Source organism: Nocardioides sp. Root190 (genome assembly GCF_001428565.1).
Lineage (GTDB): Bacteria > Actinomycetota > Actinomycetes > Propionibacteriales > Nocardioidaceae > Nocardioides.
Genome location: NZ_LMIA01000007.1, coordinates 234,811 through 252,142 on the forward strand (window position 1 = coordinate 234,811; position 17,332 = coordinate 252,142).

At 70.4% G+C, this 17,332-nt stretch carries 14 protein-coding genes; 10 read left to right on the top strand and 4 right to left on the bottom strand.

Going from position 1 to position 17,332, the window contains the following annotated elements:
• Positions 1-55: 55 nt before the first annotated feature.
• From ASE01_RS05390 to thpR, 10 genes are all read left to right on the top strand, one after another.
• Complete coding sequence (locus ASE01_RS05390; protein ID WP_056749150.1) at positions 56-436, top strand: L-rhamnose mutarotase; 381 nt, start codon at positions 56-58, stop codon at positions 434-436.
• Positions 436-1,614, top strand: a complete 1,179-nt coding sequence (gene rhaI, locus ASE01_RS05395; RefSeq protein WP_056749151.1) for an L-rhamnose isomerase — start codon at positions 436-438, stop codon at positions 1,612-1,614. The genes ASE01_RS05390 and rhaI overlap by 1 nt, the downstream gene beginning before the upstream one ends.
• Before the next feature lie 8 nt (positions 1,615-1,622).
• Complete coding sequence (locus ASE01_RS05400; protein ID WP_056749152.1) at positions 1,623-3,674, top strand: bifunctional rhamnulose-1-phosphate aldolase/short-chain dehydrogenase; 2,052 nt, start codon at positions 1,623-1,625, stop codon at positions 3,672-3,674.
• A gap of 7 nt (positions 3,675-3,681) precedes the next feature.
• A complete protein-coding gene (locus ASE01_RS05405; RefSeq protein ID WP_056749153.1) occupies positions 3,682-5,157 on the top strand; it encodes a rhamnulokinase in 1,476 nt (491 codons plus the stop codon).
• A gap of 83 nt (positions 5,158-5,240) precedes the next feature.
• Complete coding sequence (locus tag ASE01_RS05410; protein ID WP_056749154.1) at positions 5,241-8,342, top strand: glycosyl hydrolase; 3,102 nt, start codon at positions 5,241-5,243, stop codon at positions 8,340-8,342.
• A gap of 88 nt (positions 8,343-8,430) precedes the next feature.
• A complete protein-coding gene (locus tag ASE01_RS05415) occupies positions 8,431-9,168 on the top strand; it encodes a (Fe-S)-binding protein (protein WP_056749352.1) in 738 nt (245 codons plus the stop codon).
• A complete protein-coding gene (locus ASE01_RS05420; protein ID WP_056749155.1) occupies positions 9,165-10,625 on the top strand; it encodes a lactate utilization protein B in 1,461 nt (486 codons plus the stop codon). The genes ASE01_RS05415 and ASE01_RS05420 overlap by 4 nt, the downstream gene beginning before the upstream one ends.
• The gene (locus ASE01_RS05425) at positions 10,618-11,244 is read left to right on the top strand and encodes a LutC/YkgG family protein (protein WP_056749156.1); all 627 of its coding nucleotides are present in this window, start codon (positions 10,618-10,620) and stop codon (positions 11,242-11,244) included. The genes ASE01_RS05420 and ASE01_RS05425 overlap by 8 nt, the downstream gene beginning before the upstream one ends.
• A 43-nt stretch (positions 11,245-11,287) precedes the next feature.
• Positions 11,288-12,034 (top strand): VIT family protein, encoded by a 747-nt coding sequence (locus tag ASE01_RS05430; RefSeq protein WP_082605835.1) that lies wholly within the window; start codon positions 11,288-11,290, stop codon positions 12,032-12,034.
• Complete coding sequence (gene thpR / locus ASE01_RS05435) at positions 12,034-12,591, top strand: RNA 2',3'-cyclic phosphodiesterase (protein WP_056749157.1); 558 nt, start codon at positions 12,034-12,036, stop codon at positions 12,589-12,591. The genes ASE01_RS05430 and thpR overlap by 1 nt, the downstream gene beginning before the upstream one ends.
• Positions 12,592-12,604: 13 nt before the next feature.
• Here the strand turns inward: thpR and ASE01_RS05440 are convergent, their stop codons facing one another.
• The 4 genes from ASE01_RS05440 to upp all read right to left on the bottom strand — a co-directional run bounded on the left by ASE01_RS05440 (position 12,605) and on the right by upp (position 17,323).
• Entirely contained in the window at positions 12,605-13,177 is a 573-nt protein-coding gene (locus tag ASE01_RS05440; protein ID WP_056749158.1) for an adenylate kinase, read from the bottom strand.
• A 348-nt stretch (positions 13,178-13,525) separates the two neighbouring features.
• On the bottom strand, positions 13,526-14,944 hold the full coding sequence (gene pntB, locus ASE01_RS05445) for a Re/Si-specific NAD(P)(+) transhydrogenase subunit beta (protein ID WP_056749159.1): 1,419 nt from the start codon (positions 14,942-14,944) through the stop codon (positions 13,526-13,528).
• Between the two features lie 3 nt (positions 14,945-14,947).
• Positions 14,948-16,483 carry a Re/Si-specific NAD(P)(+) transhydrogenase subunit alpha gene (locus ASE01_RS05450; protein WP_056749160.1) on the bottom strand — a complete coding sequence of 512 codons (1,536 nt, stop codon included), beginning with the start codon at positions 16,481-16,483 and terminating at the stop codon, positions 14,948-14,950.
• A gap of 198 nt (positions 16,484-16,681) precedes the next feature.
• A complete protein-coding gene (upp, locus tag ASE01_RS05455; protein ID WP_056749161.1) occupies positions 16,682-17,323 on the bottom strand; it encodes a uracil phosphoribosyltransferase in 642 nt (213 codons plus the stop codon).
• Between the last annotated feature and the right edge of the window lie 9 nt (positions 17,324-17,332).

A 17,332-nucleotide genomic window follows, 5' to 3' on the forward strand; every position in this document is an offset into this window, starting at 1 on the left:
GATCGACCTTTAGCAACGCACATCCGCACCGCAGGAACAGGGAGGAGGGTCACCCATGCCCCGCTACTGCTTCAGTCTCCAGGTCCGTCCCGACCGGATGGACGAGTACGTCGAGCGACACCGCGCCGTCTGGCCGGAGATGCTCGCCGCACTCGAGGAGACGGGCTGGCGCAACTACTCCCTGTTCCTGCGGGAGGACGGGCTGTTGATCGGGTACGTCGAGTCCGACGACCTGGTCGCAGCCCAGGCAGCCATGGCCGCCACCGAGGTCAACGCCCGGTGGCAGGCCGACATGGCGCCGTACTTCACCCAGCTCGAGGGCGCCCCCGACGAGGGCAACGTCCCGCTCCGCGAGGTCTTCAACCTTGACGACCAGATCACCCAGCTCACCTCGGCGCGCTCAGGCGTGCCGGATTCTCTCGAAGGCAACCTCTGATGAACGACTTCGCCGCCATCGCGGCCAAGCTCGACGGCCAGGCCATCGAGCTCCCCTCCTGGGCGTTCGGCAACTCCGGCACCCGGTTCAAGGTCTTCGGCAGCGCGGGGACCCCGCGCTCGATCGAGGAGAAGATCGCCGACGCCGCGACCGTGCACCGGTTCACCGGCCTCGCGCCCAAGGTGGCGCTGCACATCCCGTGGGACAAGGTCGACGACTACGCCGCGTTGCGCACCCACGCCGAGGGTCTCGGCGTCGCGCTCGGCACGATCAACTCCAACACCTTCCAGGACGACGACTACAAGTTCGGCTCGCTCGCCCACGTCGACCCGAAGATCCGCCAGAAGGCGGTGGACCACCACTTCGAGTGCATCGACGTGATGGACGCGACCGGGTCGCGCGACCTGAAGATCTGGCTCGCCGACGGCAGCAACTACCCCGGCCAGGCCGACCTCCGCGGTCGCCAGGACCGGCTCGCCGAGTCCCTCGCCGCGATCTACGAGCGGATCGGCGAGGAGCAGCGCCTCGTGCTCGAGTACAAGTTCTTCGAGCCGGCGTTCTACCACACCGATGTCCCGGACTGGGGCACGTCGTACGCCCAGGTCAGCGCCCTCGGCGAGCGCGCGACGGTCTGCCTCGACACGGGCCACCACGCGCCCGGCACCAACATCGAGTTCATCGTGATGCAGCTCCTGCGCCTCGGGAAGCTCGGCTCCTTCGACTTCAACTCCCGCTTCTACGCCGACGACGACCTGATCGTCGGCTCGGCGGACCCCTTCCAGCTCTTCCGCATCCTCTTCGAGGTGATCCGCGGCGGCGGCTACGGACCGGCGAACCCCGACGGGCACAGCGAGGTCGCGTTCATGCTCGACCAGTGCCACAACGTCGAGGACAAGATCCCCGGCCAGATCCGCTCCGTGCTCAACGTGCAGGAGATGACCGCACGCGCACTGCTGGTCGACCGCGACGCGCTCGACGCGGCGCAGACGGCCGGTGACGTGCTCGGTGCCAACGGCATCCTGATGGACGCGTTCTACACCGACGTCCGGGCCGACCTGGCCGGATGGCGCGAGGAGCGAGGCCTGCCGGCTGAGCCGATGCGTGCCTACGCCGAGTCCGGCCACCAGTCCGAGATCGAAGCCGCCCGTGTCGGCGGCACCCAGCTTTCGTGGAATTGAGAGAGACGATGACGAACCCCGCAGCCGCCGCGCTGATCGCGCGTTCCAACCGCCTCGGCGCCGACCCCAGGAACACCAACTACGCCGGTGGCAACACCTCCGCCAAGGGCACCGAGACCGACCCGGTCACCGGTGAGCCCGTCGAGCTGCTCTGGGTCAAGGGATCCGGTGGCGACCTCGGCACCCTCAAGGAGGCCGGCCTGGCCGTCATCCGCCTCGACCGGATGCGCAGCCTCGTCGACGTCTACCCCGGTCTGGACCGCGAGGACGAGATGGTCGCGGCGTTCGACTACTGCCTGCACGGCAAGGGCGGTGCTGCACCGTCGATCGACACTGCGATGCACGGGCTCGTCGACGCCGCGCACGTCGACCACCTGCACCCCGACTCCGGCATCGCCATCGCGACCGCCGCCGACGGCGAGGCGCTGACCTCCAAGATCTACGGCGACAAGGTCGTGTGGGTCCCGTGGCGTCGTCCCGGCTTCCAGCTGGGCCTCGACATCGCCGCGATCAAGGAGCAGAACCCGCAGTCCATCGGCTGCATCCTCGGCGGCCACGGCATCACCGCGTGGGGTGACACCAGCGAGGAGGCCGAGGCCAACTCACTCTGGATCATCGACACTGCTGCGTCGTACATCGAGGCCAACACCAAGGCGGAGCCGTTCGGCCCCGCACTGGACGGGTACGCCGCCCTGCCTGCCGACGAGCGTCGGGCCCGCGCCGCTGCACTGGCCCCGACCATCCGCGGCATCGCGAGCGCCGATCGCCCCATGGTCGGCCACTTCACCGACGCCGACGTCGTCCTCGAGTTCCTCGCCAGCAGCGAGCACCCGCGCCTGTCCGCGCTGGGCACGTCCTGCCCGGACCACTTCCTGCGCACGAAGGTCAAGCCGCTCGTGCTCGACCTGCCCCCGGCCGCCACGATCGAGGAGAGCATCGCGCGTCTCGGCGAGCTCGCCGTCTCCTACCGCGAGGACTACCAGGGCTACTACGACCGCAACGCCACCCCGGAGTCGCCGGCGATCCGTGGCAAGGACCCGCTCATCGTGCTGGTCCCCGGCGTCGGCATGTTCAGCTTCGGCAAGGACAAGCAGACCGCCCGCGTGGCCGGTGAGTTCTACGTCAACGCCATCAACGTGATGCGCGGTGCCGAGGGCCTGTCGACGTACGCCCCCATCGACGAGGCGGAGAAGTTCCGCATCGAGTACTGGGCGCTCGAGGAGGCCAAGCTCCAGCGGATGCCGAAGCCGAAGCCCCTCGCCACGCGTGTCGCCTTCGTGACCGGCTCCGCCTCCGGCATCGGCAAGGCCACCGCGGCCAAGCTCGCCGCCGAGGGCGCCTGCGTCGTCATCGCCGACCTGTCGCTGGAGAAGGCGCAGGAGACGGCCGCCGACATTGCTCGATCCGTGGGAGGGGGCAGCGATGTCGCCGTCGGCGTCCAGGTCGACGTCAGCAACGAGGCGGCCGTGCAGGCCGCGATCGACGCTGCGGTCCTGGCCTTCGGTGGTCTCGACCTCATCGTCAACAACGCCGGCCTCTCGCTCTCCCGCTCGCTGCTGGAGACCACCGAGAAGGACTGGGACCTCCAGCACGACGTCATGGCGAAGGGCTCGTTCCTGGTCGCCAAGGCGAGCGCGAAGGTCATGATCGAGCAGCAGATGGGCGGCGACATCGTCTACATCTCCAGCAAGAACTCGATCTTCGCCGGCCCCAACAACGTCGCGTACGGCGCCGCCAAGGCCGACCAGGCCCACCAGGTCCGGCTGCTCGCGGCCGAGCTCGGTGAGCACGGCATCAAGGTCAACGGCGTCAACCCCGACGGGGTCGTCGCCGGATCGGGCATCTTCGCCAGTGGCTGGGGCGCCAACCGCGCCGCGGTCTACGGCGTCGAGGAGAAGGACCTGGGCAAGTTCTACGCCCAGCGCACGATCCTCAAGCGCGAGGTGCTGCCGGAGAACATCGCCAACGCGGTGTTCGTCCTCTGCAGCGCCGAGCTCTCGCACACCACTGGCCTGCACATCCCGGTCGACGCCGGGGTGGCTGCCGCCTTCCTGCGATGAGGCTGCGATGAACAACGTCCGGGTCGCTGCGGTCGACCTCGGCGCCACCTCGGGCCGGGTCATGTCCGGCCGGATCTCGAGCGAGCGCATCGAGATCAACGAGATGCACCGTTTCCCCAACGGGGCGGTGCGGGCGCGGGGTTCACTCTTCTGGGACGTCCTCGGGATCCACCGGGAGAGCCTGGTCGGTATCCGCGAGGTCGCCCGGACGGGTCCCTTGCACGGCATCGGCATCGACTCATGGGCGATCGACCACGGCCTCCTGGACCGCGACGGCCAGCTGCTCGGTCAGGTCTTCAGCCACCGTGACACGCGCGTCGACGGGATCGCGGAGAAGGTCGTCGCCGAGATCGGTGCCGCCGAGCTCTACGCGACGACCGGCATCCAGCAGCTCCCGTTCAACACGCTCTACCAGCTGGTCGCCGCGCGTGGCACCGCTGCGCTGGAGTCGGCGGAGTCCCTGCTGCTGCTGCCCGACCTGCTCGGCTACTGGCTGACCGGTGTCGTCGGCGCAGAGCGCACGAACGCCTCCACCACCCAGCTGCTCGACATCCGCTCGGGGGAGTGGGCCCGCGACCTGTGCCGCGAGCTCGAGCTGCCGTGGTCGGTCCTCCCGCCGCTGCGCGAGCCTGGCTCGGTGCTCGGCAACCTGCTGCCCGAGGTCGCCCAGGACCTCGGTGTCGGTGGCGACGTCCCGGTGGTCGCGGTCGGCTCGCACGACACGGCCTCGGCCGTGGTCGGCGTCCCTGCGTCGACCAAGAACTTCGCCTACATCTCCTCCGGCACCTGGTCGCTCGTCGGGCTCGAGCTCGACCAGCCGGTGCTGAGCGAGGAGGCCCGGCTCGCCGACTTCACCAACGAGCTCGGCGTCGACGGCACGGTGCGCTTCCTCAAGAACGTCATGGGCCTGTGGGTGCTCTCGGAGTGCCTGCGGTCGTGGAGCGAGCGTCGCTACAAGGACGTCGAGCTCCGCTCGCTGATCGGTGCCGCCGAAAACTTCGAGCCGCTGCGCACGATCATCGACATCAACGACCCGCGCCTGCTCTTCCCCAGCACCGCGGCCGATCCCATGCCCGAGCGGGTCGCTGCGCTGGCCGCCGAGGCCGGCGAGCAGGTGCCGCACTCCCCGGTCGCGATCACCCGCACGATCGTCGACAGCCTCGCCGTCGCGTACCGCCGCCACGTCCGCACCGCGGCCGCCCTGGCGAACGTCCCTCTCGAGGTCGTCCACGTGGTCGGTGGTGGTTCCCAGAACGAGGTGCTCTGCCAGCTCACGGCGGACGCCTGCGGCCTGCCCGTGCTCGCCGGTCCGGTCGAGGCCGCTGCCCTCGGCAACGTCCTCGTCCAGGGCCGCGCCCTCGGCGCCGACCTGCCCGACCTCGCCGCCATGCGTGACCTGGTCGCCCGCTCGTACGACGTCCGCCGCTTCGAACCGCGCGACGGACTCGACTGGGACGGCGCCGAGGCCCGCGCCCGGCGCTGATCCCAGCCGCTGCACACCCCACTGCACCGCCGTACTGCTCCCCGTCTGATCGCTCCCCTCTCCCCCTCCCGGAAGGCTGCACGATGACCGACCCCACTCCCGGCGCCCGCCTCAACCGCCGCTCGCTCTTCGGCGCAGCTGCCGCCACCGTCGGCGCTGCCGCGGTCGGTGCTGCCGCCACCGACGCCCTCGTCCCGGCGCCCGCCTCGGCCACCCTGACCGGCGCACTCCCGGCCCAGCTGGAGCGGGCCTTCCGCAAGCCGGGAACCGCCACCGCGGCCGGTTTCCGCTGGTGGTGGCCGCACGGTCTGGTCGACCCGAAGGAGATCGCCCGCGAGGTCGACCAGGTCGCCGCCGCAGGGTTCGGCGTGCTCGAGGTCGCCGACGTGACGCACAGTCTGCGCGCCCGCAACATCGACATCGACACCTCGAAGCACGGATGGGGAACCCCTGCGTGGGTGGCCGGTGTGAAGGCCGCGCTGGCCCAGGCGGCCAAGCGCGACGTCCGTGTCGACATCACGGTCGGGCCGTCCTGGCCTGCAGCCGTCCCGACGATCACGCCCGACGACGACGCGGCCTGCACCGAGCTGGTGCACGGTCAGGCGGTCGTCGCGGCCGGAGCGTCGTACGACGCCGCGCTGCCCGAGCCGGTCGTCGAGGCCGCGAGCGGGGTCATCACCTCCACGCTCGTGACCGTCCAGGCGCACCGGATCACCGGGACCGTGAAGGACCGCAACGGTGTCGTCACCAGCACGATCCTCGACCCGACCTCACACCTCGACCTGACCGGCTCCGTCACCGGCGAGCACCTCACCTGGACGGCCCCGGCCGAGCCGGCCGGCGGCAGCTGGATCGTCCTCGCCACCTGGCAGCGTGGCTCCGGCCAGGAGCCCGAGGCAGGCCCGCACACCACGCCGCGTTCCTACGTCGTCGACCACTTCAGCAAGCGCGGTGCGCAGGCCGTCATCGACCTGTGGAAGTCGCGCATCCTCGACGCCGAGATGCGGCGACTGCTCAAGAAGGCCGGCGGCTACCTCTTCGAGGACTCCCTCGAGATCGAGACCGAGGCGACGATCTGGACCCGCGACTTCCTCGCGATCTTCCAGAAGTCGCGCGGCTACGACCTGCGTCCGTGGCTGCCGCTCGTGCTCGAGAAGGACGAGAAGTACCAGTTCGTGATGGCTGCTGCCGACCCGGCGACCGCCGACACGCTGCGCACCAACGAGGTCCGCGACGACTACAACCAGGTCCTCTCCGACCTGTACCGCGACGAGCACCTGCGCCCGATCCAGGACTTCGCCCGGACGCTCGGCATGGGCATCCGGATCCAGCCGTACGGCCTCGAGACCGACACCATGGAGCACTCCGCGGTGGTCGACGTCCCCGAGACGGAGTCGCTGGGCTTCAAGAACCTCGACGACTACCGCGTGATGGCGGCCGGGCGCGACATGGCCGGTCACACGGTGCTGTCCTGCGAGGCGATCTGCTACAACGGCGCGGCCTACAACACGACCTGGGGCGCCAACAGCGTCAGCGTCACCGCCCAGAACCAGGCGCTGTTCACGATCAACAGCATCTTCGCGGCCGGCGTGAACCAGCTGATGATCCACGGTTTCCCCTACGCCCAGGCGCCGGACGTCACCTGGCCCGGCTTCGCGGCCTTCTCGCCGTACTACAACGGCGCGATCGGCTACGGCGAGGCATGGGGTCCGCGTACGCCGCAGTGGGAGCACATCCCCGGCATCGCGGCCTACCTGTCGCGCAACCAGCTGGTGCTGCAGAGCGGTGCGGCGAAGTACGACATCGCCTTCTGGCGGCACAAGGGCTGGGCGTCGACCGGGATCGGTCCGCAGTGGATCACCAACAACGGCACGAAGTTCGGCTGGTCGCACTCGTTCGTCAGCGCCTCGCTCCTGGCCCTGCCTGCTGCCCAGAAGGTGCGCGGCGGCCGCCTGGCACCCGACGGTCCGGCGTACAAGGCGCTCGTCGTCGGCCCGGACTCGCTGCGCAGCAACGCCGTCACGATGGACCTCGACGGCGCGCGGCGGATCCTCAAGCTGGGCAGGGCCGGGCTGCCGATCGTCCTCATCGGGGACTGGTCGGCGGTGACGCCCATCGGCCGGTACGACGAGGCCGAGCTCGCCGAGGTGCGCAGCCTGATGGGCCAGGTGGCGGCCCTCGGAACGACCCGCACGGTGCCCGAGGCGGAGGTCGGCAACGCCCTCACGGCCCTCGGTGTCGTCCGCGACGTCGAGCACGCCGACTCCACGGTCATGCACGTGCGCCGGGTCAGCGGCAAGGTCGACCTCTACTACCTCGCCAACGCGCGGCACGCCGAGAACCGTCGTCTCAACCGCGCGACCCAGGACGTCTGGCTCACCGCGACCGACAAGACGTCGGTCCCGTGGCTCCTCGACGCCTGGGGCGGCACCACTGCACGCATCCCCGCCCACGAGCGGGTCGGCGACCGGATCCGGGTCCGCGTCGACCTCCTGCCCGGCCAGTCGATGATCGTGGCCCTCGCGCCGCGTGGACTGTCCCAGGACCGCTCGGTCCTGCCGGTCTCCGGTGCCGGCCAGGAGATCGTGCTCCAGGGCAGCAACGCCGCGCTGCGGACCACGACCGCCGGGGCGACCGAGATCACCCGCAAGGGCGGCAAGAAGGTCACCGTCACGGTGGCCCGGGTCCGCGAGCCGATCACGCCGACCGCGTGGACCCTCGCGCTCGAGGACTGGAAGCCGACCAACACCGCGAACCCGAAGGACCTGCGCACGACGAAGCAGGCCCACAAGGCCACGGCACTGACCACGCTGGACTCGTGGTCGAAGGTCGCCGGCTTCGAGGACGTCTCCGGGATCGGCCGCTACCGGACCACCGTCGACCTCGGCAAGGACTGGACCGGCCACGACGGCGCCGTCCTCGAGCTGGGCGAGGTCAACGACACCTTCCGGGTGCGCGTCAACGGTGCCCTGCTGCCCCCGTGCGACCCGATGGACCCGTCGGTCGACCTCGGTCACCGGCTCCGGCCCGGCAAGAACGTCATCGAGGTGGAGGTCGCCTCGACACTGCTCAACCGGCTCCGCGTCGTCACCCCCGCGGTGTACGGCGTCGCGGCCCGTCAGAACTACGGACTCGTCGGACCGGTGCGCCTGGTGCCGTACGTCGACAAGGTGATCCCCGGCTGAGGCCGACCGGCCCCACGAGGGGGCAGGATGGGTGTCAGGGGGAGACCCCGCGGATGAGGAGAAGAGGTCAGCGGTGCGCGTCGCGCTGATGGTCACGTGCGTCAACGACGCCATGTTCCCGGGAACGGGGCAGGCGGTCGTCCGGCTGCTGCGCCGTCTCGGTGTCGAGGTCGACTTCCCGCAGGCGCAGACCTGCTGCGGGCAGCCGATGGTCAACACCGGCTATCTCGACGAGGCGGTGCCGGCGGTGCGCGCCTTCACCCGCGCCTTCGAGGGGTACGACGCCATCGTCACCCCGTCGGGATCGTGTGCCGGGTCCGCGCGACACCAGCACCAGATCGTCGCGAAGCGGTCGGGTGACGTGGGTCTGGTGGCGGCCGTGGCGGAGACCTCGCCGCGCACCTACGAGCTCACCGAGTTCCTCGTCGACGTACTCGGCGTGACCGACGTGGGTGCCTACTTCCCGCACTCGGTCACCTACCACCCGACCTGTCACTCGCTGCGGATGCTCGGTGTGGCCGACCGGCCGACCCGGCTGCTCCAGGCCGTGCGCGGGCTGCGTCTCGTCGACCTGCCCAAGGCCGAGGAGTGCTGCGGGTTCGGCGGCACGTTCGCGTTGAAGAACTCCGACACGTCCGTGGCGATGGGCACCGACAAGGCCCGTCACGTGCGCTCCACCGACGCCGAGGTGCTGGTCGCCGGCGACAACTCCTGCCTGATGCACATCGGCGGGATGCTCGGTCGGGGCCGGGCCGGGGTGCGGGTCATGCACCTTGCCGAGATCCTGGCCGCGACCGAGGACCAGCCCGCGGAGGTCGCCCGATGACTGGCACCTTCGTCGGCATGCCCGCCTTCCCCACCGCTGCCCGCGAGGCCCTGGCCGACACCCAGCTGCGGCACAACCTCGCCCACGCCACCGGCGTGATCCGGGGCAAGCGGGCCGCCGTGGTGGGTGAGGTCGAGAACTGGGAGGACCTGCGCCTCGCCGGTGCCGCGGTCAAGGACCGTGCCCTGCGCGACCTCGACGAGCAGCTGGTGCGGCTCGAGGAGTCCCTGACCGCCCGGGGTGCCGTCGTGCACTGGGCGCGGGACGCCGAGGAGGCCAACCGCATCGTGATCGACGTGGCCCGGGCCCACGCCGTCGACGAGGTCGTCAAGGTGAAGTCGATGGTCACCCAGGAGATCGGCCTCAACGAGGCCCTCGAGGCGGCCGGCGTGGCCGCCTGGGAGACCGACCTCGCCGAGCTCATCGTCCAGCTCGGCGGTGACCTGCCCAGCCACATCCTGGTCCCGGCCATCCACCGCAATCGTGCGGAGATCCGCGAGATCTTCCTCCGCCGCATGGGCGAGGTGGGGCGGCCTGCTCCGGACGACCTCACCGACGAGCCGGCCGTGCTGGCCGGTGCCGCGCGCGAGCACCTGCGCGAGAAGTTCCTGCGCGCCCGCATGGCCGTCTCCGGCGCCAACTTCGCGATCGCCGACACGGGCACCCTCGTCGTCGTCGAGTCGGAGGGCAACGGCCGGATGTGCCTGACCCTGCCCGAGGTGCTGGTCAGCATCGTGGGCATCGAGAAGGTCGTGCCCAGCTGGGCCGAGCTCGACCCGCTGATCCGGCTGCTGCCGCGCTCCTCGACCGGGGAGCGGATGAACCCCTACACGTCCACGTGGACCGGCATCTCGCCGGGCGACGGACCGCAGGAGGTGCACGTCGTCCTGCTCGACAACGGCCGCACCCGTGCGCTGGCCGACGACGTCGGTCGCCAGGCGCTGCGCTGCATCCGCTGCTCGGCCTGCCTCAACGTGTGTCCCGTCTACGAGCGCACCGGAGGTCACGCCTACGGCTCGGTCTACCCCGGCCCGATCGGCGCGATCCTCAACCCGCTGCTCAAGGGCACGGGCGACCCGCAGACCGACTCCCTGCCCTACGCGTCCTCGTTGTGCGGCGCCTGCTTCGAGGCCTGCCCGGTGCGCATCGACATCCCCGAGGTGCTGGTCCACCTGCGCTCCAAGGTCGTCGACTCGCACCGTGAGGACCGGATCCCGAAGCCGGAGGCGATCGCCTTCCGGGGCGCAGCCTGGGCCTTCGCCGACGAGCGTCGCCTCGGCCGCCTCGAGAAGCTCTCCGGAGTGGCGGGCAAGGTCCTGCGCCGCCGCAGCCCGGTCGTCGGACGCATCCCCGGTCCCGGTGCTGCCTGGACCGACGCCCGCGACCTGCCGGCCCCACCGACCGAGTCCTTCCGCGAGTGGTGGAATCGCACCGATGGAGGCAAGGCCGATGGCTAGCGCCCGCGACGAGATCCTCGGGCGCATCCGCACCGCGCTGCGCGACGTCGAGCCGGACGCGGAACCGGTGCTCTCCCCGCCCGGAGCCCGGGTGCCGGAGGCACTGGGACTGATCGACCACTTCGCCGAACGGGTCGCCGACTACCGCGCCACCGTCGTGCACTGCGCGCCCGACGGCCTCGCCACCGCCGTGGCCGCCGCGCTGCCGGTCGGCTCCCGCGTCGTCGTACCCGCAGGTCTGCCGGAGGCCGTGCTCGCCGGGATCACGCACCCGGTCCGCGACGACGGGCTGACCGCTTCCGAGCTCGACCTGGTCGACGCGGTCGTCACCTGCGCCCGGGTCGGCATCGCCGAGACCGGCACGATCGTGCTCGACCACGAGCCCGACCAGGGGCGTCGCGCGATCACCCTCGTGCCGGACCTCCACGTCTGCGTCGTGCGCGCCGACCAGGTCGTCCCCGACGTCCCGGACGCCTTCCCGTTGCTGGATCCCGTGCGCCCACTGACCTGGATCAGTGGACCGAGTGCGACCAGTGACATCGAGCTGGACCGGGTCGAGGGCGTGCACGGCCCGCGGCACCTGTACGTGATCGTGGTGGGTTCGGCGCCGAGCCGGTGAATCACGCTCGCGCGCGGCCCCGGACTCGGGGATCATCGTCCCTGTGGCTGAAGTGAACGCACAGCAGGACGATTCCATCGGGGAGCTGGGACCCCACGACGACGAGCCCCACCAGCAGGGATTCAACGATCGACTGAACTGGCTGAGGGCCGGTGTCCTCGGCGCCAACGACGGCATCGTCTCGACCGCCGGCATCGTGCTCGGTGTCGCCGGCGCGACCACCGATCGCACGGCGATCCTGATCGCCGGTGTCGCCGGACTGGCTGCAGGCGCGATGAGCATGGGCGCAGGCGAGTACGTCTCGGTCAGCACCCAACGCGACTCCGAGGAGGCGTTGCTCGCCAAGGAGCGGCGCGAGCTGCGCGAGGACCCCGAGGACGAGCTCGCCGAGCTCGCCGGCCTGTACGTCGACAAGGGGCTCGAGCCCGACCTCGCGCTCGAGGTCGCCCGGCAGCTCACCGAGAAGGACGCCCTCGCGGCACACGCCGAGGTCGAGCTGGGCATCGACCCCGACGACCTCACCAACCCGTGGAACGCCGCCTTCGCCTCGATGATCTCCTTCACCCTCGGCGCGGCCCTGCCGCTGCTCACGATCCTGCTGGTGACGGCGGACCTCCGCGTGCCGGTCACGGTGCTCGCCGTGGTCCTGGCGCTGGTGGTGACCGGCTGGGGGAGCGCGAGGTTCGGCTATGCGTCGGCCCGGCTCGCGGTCGTGCGCAACGTCCTCGGTGGACTGCTCGCCATGGCGGTCACCCACGGCATCGGCCAGCTGGTCGGGTCCCGGGTCTGATGCGGGTCTTCGCTGCCGTCGTCCCGTCCCCGGACGCCGTCGAGCACCTCGAGACGTTCCTCGAGCCGCGCCGGGACTCCGCCGAGTTCCGCTGGACCCGTCCCGAGCACCTCCACCTCACCCTGGCCTTCATGGGCTCGGCGGCCTCCGGCCGGATCGACGGGTACGTCGACCGGCTGGCCGAGTCCTTCGACGGACTGGCCCCGGCCACGCTGGCGCTGGCGGGATCCCTGGTGTTCCCCAACGTCGCCGAGGCGCGTGTGCTCGCTGCGGGGGTCGTCGGCGAGGGCGTCGACCTGCTCGAGACGCTGGCGCTGCGCTCGCGCAACGCCGCCGTCGCCAGTGGCATCGAGGTCGACGGCCAGCGCTTCCGCCCGCACGTGACCGTTGCCCGCACGGGAGGCCGATTCGTGGAGATGACCAGCTGGGTGCGGCTCTTCGACGGCTACACCGGACCGGAGTGGACGATCGAGTCGGTCGAGGTCATCGCCTCGCACCTGGGTGAGGGCGCCCGTCGTACGCCCAGGTACGAGACGCTGGCGTCCGTGGTCCTCTGAGGGACAGGTCGGTTCAGACGACCGGGCGCGAGAGGACCTCGTCGATCCGCGCACCGATCTCCTCGACCGTGCCCGTGCCGTCGACCTCGCGGACCAGGCTGCGGGCGTCGTACAGCTCGACGAGCGGAGCGGTCTGCTCGGCGTACACCTCCTGGCGGCGACGGATCACCGGCTCGGTGTCGTCGGCACGGCCCTCGATCTCGGCGCGGCGCAGGAGTCGTCCGACCAGCTCGTCGGTGTCGACGGTGAGCACCACGACGGAGTCGAGCGTGGAATCGGCCGTCGCGAGCATGGTGTCGAGCTCGGCGACCTGCTCGACCGTGCGCGGGTAGCCGTCGAGCAGGAAGCCGTCGGCGCAGTCGGGCTCGGCCAGACGCACCGCGACCATGGCGTTGGTGACCTCGTCGGCGACGTACTCGCCGCGGTCCATGTAGCCCTGCGCCGTGATGCCGAGCGGCGTCTGCGCGGCGACCTGTGCGCGGAAGATGTCACCCGTCGCGATCGCCGGGATGTCGAAGCGGGCGGCGAGTGCGGCGGACTGGGTGCCCTTGCCGGCGCCGGGCGGGCCCATCAGGAGGAGACGCATGGGTGGTTCCTTCGCGAGTCGGGTGCGGTTGCCTTGACGGTAGGTGCGAGGACGCTGCGGCGACGTTGCCGTCTCGCCCTGTACGACGAAAGGCCGGTCCCGCCGCAGCGGTCCCGGCCCTCCGTCGTATGACGTTCCTCGCTCAGCCCAGGGCTCCGGTTGAGCTCGTTCCTCGCTCAGCCCAGGGCTCCGGTTGAGCTCGTTCCTCGCTCAGCCCAGGGCTCCGGTTGAGCTCGTTCCTCGCTCAGCCCAGGGCTCGTAGGTTTCGAGACGGCCGTCGCGGCTTCGTACCTCAGCCGCGGGCCTCCTCAACCTCCTCGCTGGTCCTGGCCTGAGCTCGTTCCTCGCTCAGCCCAGGGCTCGGACGATGTCCTCGACGCGGTCCTTCGCGTCGCCGAACAGCATCTGGCTGTTCTCCCGGAAGAACAGCGGGTTCTGGACACCGGCGTAGCCGGCCGCCATGGAGCGCTTGAACACGATGACGTCCTTGGCGTTCCAGACCTCGAGCACCGGCATGCCGGCGATCGGGGAGCTGGGGTCATCGTTGGCGGCGGGGTTGACGGTGTCGTTGGCGCCGATGACCAGGACGACGTCGGTGGAGGCGAAGTCGTCGTTGATCTCGTCCATCTCGAGCACGATGTCGTAGGGCAGCTTGGCCTCGGCGAGCAGGACGTTCATGTGGCCCGGGAGGCGACCCGCGACGGGGTGGATGCCGAAGCGGACCTCGACACCCTTGGCGCGCAGCTTCGCGGTGAGGTCGGCGACGGGGTACTGCGCCTGCGCGACGGCCATGCCGTAGCCCGGCGTGATGATGACCGAGGACGCGCCCGCGAGGAGCTCGGCCACGGCGTCGGCCTGGATCTCGCGGTGCTCGCCGTAGTCCTTGTCCTCGCCGGCAGGGGCAGCGATGCCGAACCCGCCCGCGATGACGGAGATGAACGAACGGTTCATCGCCTTGCACATGATGTAGGACAGGTAGGCACCCGAGGAACCGACGAGCGCACCGGTGACGATGAGCAGGTCGTTGCCGAGCAGGAAGCCCGAGGCGGCCGCGGCCCAACCGGAGTAGCTGTTGAGCATCGACACCACGACCGGCATGTCGCCGCCACCGATGGAGGCGACGAGGTGCCAACCGAGCGCGAGCGCCAGCAGGGTCAGGATCGCGAGGACGATGTCCTGGCCGGTGCCGGGGTCGACCGCGACGTACACGACGGTGAGGATCACGAACAGCACCAGCGAACCGACGTTGATGAGGTTCTTGCCCGGCAGCATCAGCGGGGAGGAGCTGATCTTCGCGGACAGCTTGAGGTTGGCAACGATCGAGCCGGTGAAGGTGACCGCACCGATGAAGATGCCGATCGAGACCTCGGCCTCGTGGATGTTGTTGAGGCTGTCGAGCGAGTAGTGCGAGCCCGCGAGGTGACCGTTGACGCCGATCAGGACGGCGGCCAGACCCACGAACGAGTGCAGCAGCGCGATGAGCTCGGGCATCCCGGTCATCTCGACGATCCGGGCGCGCCACAGGCCGATCGCCGCTCCGGCGAAGACGGCGAGGAGCAGCAGGGCGATGATCATGCTGCGGTCCTCGACGTACTCACTGACGTCGACGGTCTGGGCGATGGTCGCGACGAGGGCCACGCCCATGCCGACCATGCCGTAGGTCAGGCCGCTCTTGGCCGACTCGTGCCGGGACAGTCCGGCCAGCGACAGGATGAACAGCAGCGCGGCGACGATGTACGCCGCACCGGTGATGGAGATGATGTCCATGGCTCAGGCTCCCTTGCTGAACATGGCGAGCATGCGCCGGGTGACCGCGAAGCCACCGAAGATGTTGATGGACGCGAGCAGGATCGCCGCCGCGGACAGGCCGACGATGAGCTTGTCGTCGCTGGCGACCTGGACCAGTGCACCCACGACCACCACTCCGGAGATCGCGTTCGTCACCGACATCAGCGGCGTGTGCAGCGCGTGCGCGACCTTGCCGATGACGTAGTAGCCGATCACGATCGACAGCATCAGGACCGTGAAGTGACGGCGCAGGTCGTCGGTCGGGGCGAGGGCGTTGACCAGCCAGAACAGGCCGATCGCGCCGAGCACGAGGCCGACCTTCGTTCCGGCGGTCATCGGGGCCTTCGGCTCCGCGACGGGGGCAGCAGCCGGCGCAGCCGCGGCGGGAGCGGCCGAGACCTGCACGGCGGGCGGCGGCCAGGTCGACTCCCCGTCCTTGACGACGGTGATGCCGCGCTGGACGACGTCGTCGAAGTCCAGGGCGAGGTTGCCGTCCTTCTCGGGGGTCAGCAGCTTGAGCAGGTTGACGATGTTGGTGCCGTAGAGCTGCGACGTCTGGGCCGCGAGGCGGCCGGCGAGGTCGGTGTAGCCGAGGATCGTGACACCGTTGTCGGTCACGATCCTCTCGTCGGTGACGGTGCCGGCGGCGTTGCCGCCGTTGGCCGCTGCCATGTCGACGATGACCGAGCCGTTCGCCATGCCCGCGACGGTCTCGGCGGACAGCAGCTTCGGTGCCGGGCGTCCGGGGATCAGCGCGGTGGTGATGACGATGTCGGCGGCACGCGCCTCCTCGTCGTACATCGCGGCGGTCGCGGCGACCTGGGCCTCGGACATCTCCTTGGCGTAGCCGTCGGAGGAGACCTCCTGCTCCATCTCGACGTGCACGAACTGGGCGCCCATCGACTCGACCTGCTCGGCGACCTCGGGGCGTACGTCGAAGGCGCGCACGACCGCACCCATCGCGGACGCCGCACCGATCGCGGCGAGGCCGGCGACACCGGCACCCACGACGAACACTCGTGCCGGGGGGATCTTGCCGGCCGCGGTCACCTGCCCGGTGAACATGCGGCCGAACTCGTGCGCCGACTCGACCACGGCGCGGTAGCCCGCGACGTTGGCCATCGAGGACAGCACGTCCATCGACTGGGCGCGCGAGATCCGCGGCACCGCGTCCATGGCGAGCGCCGTGACACCGGCGCCCTCGAGCTTCTCGAGCAGCTCGGGGCTGCGCCCGGGAGCCATCATGGAGATGATCGTGGCGCCCTGGCGGAGCCGGCCGATCTCCTCCTCGGAGGGGGCGTTGACCTTGACGACGACGTCAGCGGCCCACACCTCCTCGCTCGACCCCACCCGGACCCCGGCATCGACGAACACCTGGTCCGGCTGGTCGGCGTGGACGCCGGCACCGGACTCGACGATGACGTCGTAGCCGAGATTGGTCAGTTGGGATACCGTCTTGGCGGTCGCCGCAACGAGCGTTTCACCCGTTTTGGACTCGCGGGGGATACCGATGAGCACGGAGCCTCCAGCCGTTCGTGAACAAGTGCCCAGCGTGGGCACAGCGCTGGTCAAACTACACAGACCTCACCGCTTCACGGCCTCGTCTTACGTGTGACCTACGTCTACTGGGCGGGCGTAGCCCAAGATCGATCGATCCAATTCGGGCCGGGGTGGGGCCAGGGTGGGGCCGGGGTCGGCCTTGACTCGGGCTGGTGCTCAGCCCGCGATGCCGTACAGGCGGTCGCCCGCGTCGCCCAGGCCGGGGACGATGTAGCCCTGCTCGTTGAGCCGCTCGTCCATCGCAGCGGTCACGATCGTGACCGGGATGGCGAGGTCGGAGAGCTCCTCGGCCAGCCGCGCGCAACCCTCCGGTGCGGCCAGCAGGCAGACGGCGGTGATGTGGTCGGCGCCCCGGTCGACGAGGAAGCGGATCGCCGCGGCGAGCGTGCCACCGGTCGCGAGCATCGGGTCCAGCACGTAGCACTGGCGCCCGGACAGGTCGTCGGGCAACCGCTCGGCGTACGTCGACGCCTCGAGGGTCTCCTCGTTGCGGACCATCCCCAGGAAGCCGACCTCGGCGGTCGGGAGCAGACGCATCATCCCGTCGAGCATGCCGAGCCCGGCGCGCAGGATCGGGACGACCAGCGGGCGGGGCGACGCGAGCCGGATCCCGGTGGTGGGCGCGACGGGGGTGACGATGTCGCAGGGCTCGACCCGGACGTCGCGGGTGGCCTCGTAGGCGAGGAGGGTGACCAGCTCGTCGGTGAGGGATCGGAACGTCGGGGAGTCGGTGTTCTCGTCCCTCAGCACGGTGAGCTTGTGGGCGACGAGCGGGTGGTCCACGACGAGCGTCTGCATGGGAGAACC

Excerpts from the sequence above, each read along its gene's own strand:
- rhaI (WP_056749151.1), top strand. The coding sequence starts at position 436 with ATGAACGACTTCGCCGCCATCGCGGCCAAGCTCGACGGCCAGGCCATC.
- upp (WP_056749161.1), bottom strand. The coding sequence starts at position 17,323 with ATGCAGACGCTCGTCGTGGACCACCCGCTCGTCGCCCACAAGCTCACC.
- ASE01_RS05400 (WP_056749152.1), top strand. The coding sequence starts at position 1,623 with ATGACGAACCCCGCAGCCGCCGCGCTGATCGCGCGTTCCAACCGCCTC.
- pntB (WP_056749159.1), bottom strand. The coding sequence starts at position 14,944 with ATGGACATCATCTCCATCACCGGTGCGGCGTACATCGTCGCCGCGCTG.
- ASE01_RS05425 (WP_056749156.1), top strand. The coding sequence starts at position 10,618 with ATGGCTAGCGCCCGCGACGAGATCCTCGGGCGCATCCGCACCGCGCTG.
- ASE01_RS05415 (WP_056749352.1), top strand. The coding sequence starts at position 8,431 with ATGGTCACGTGCGTCAACGACGCCATGTTCCCGGGAACGGGGCAGGCG.
- ASE01_RS05405 (WP_056749153.1), top strand. The coding sequence starts at position 3,682 with ATGAACAACGTCCGGGTCGCTGCGGTCGACCTCGGCGCCACCTCGGGC.
- ASE01_RS05410 (WP_056749154.1), top strand. The coding sequence starts at position 5,241 with ATGACCGACCCCACTCCCGGCGCCCGCCTCAACCGCCGCTCGCTCTTC.
- ASE01_RS05440 (WP_056749158.1), bottom strand. The coding sequence starts at position 13,177 with ATGCGTCTCCTCCTGATGGGCCCGCCCGGCGCCGGCAAGGGCACCCAG.
- ASE01_RS05420 (WP_056749155.1), top strand. The coding sequence starts at position 9,165 with ATGACTGGCACCTTCGTCGGCATGCCCGCCTTCCCCACCGCTGCCCGC.
- thpR (WP_056749157.1), top strand. The coding sequence starts at position 12,034 with ATGCGGGTCTTCGCTGCCGTCGTCCCGTCCCCGGACGCCGTCGAGCAC.
- ASE01_RS05390 (WP_056749150.1), top strand. The coding sequence starts at position 56 with ATGCCCCGCTACTGCTTCAGTCTCCAGGTCCGTCCCGACCGGATGGAC.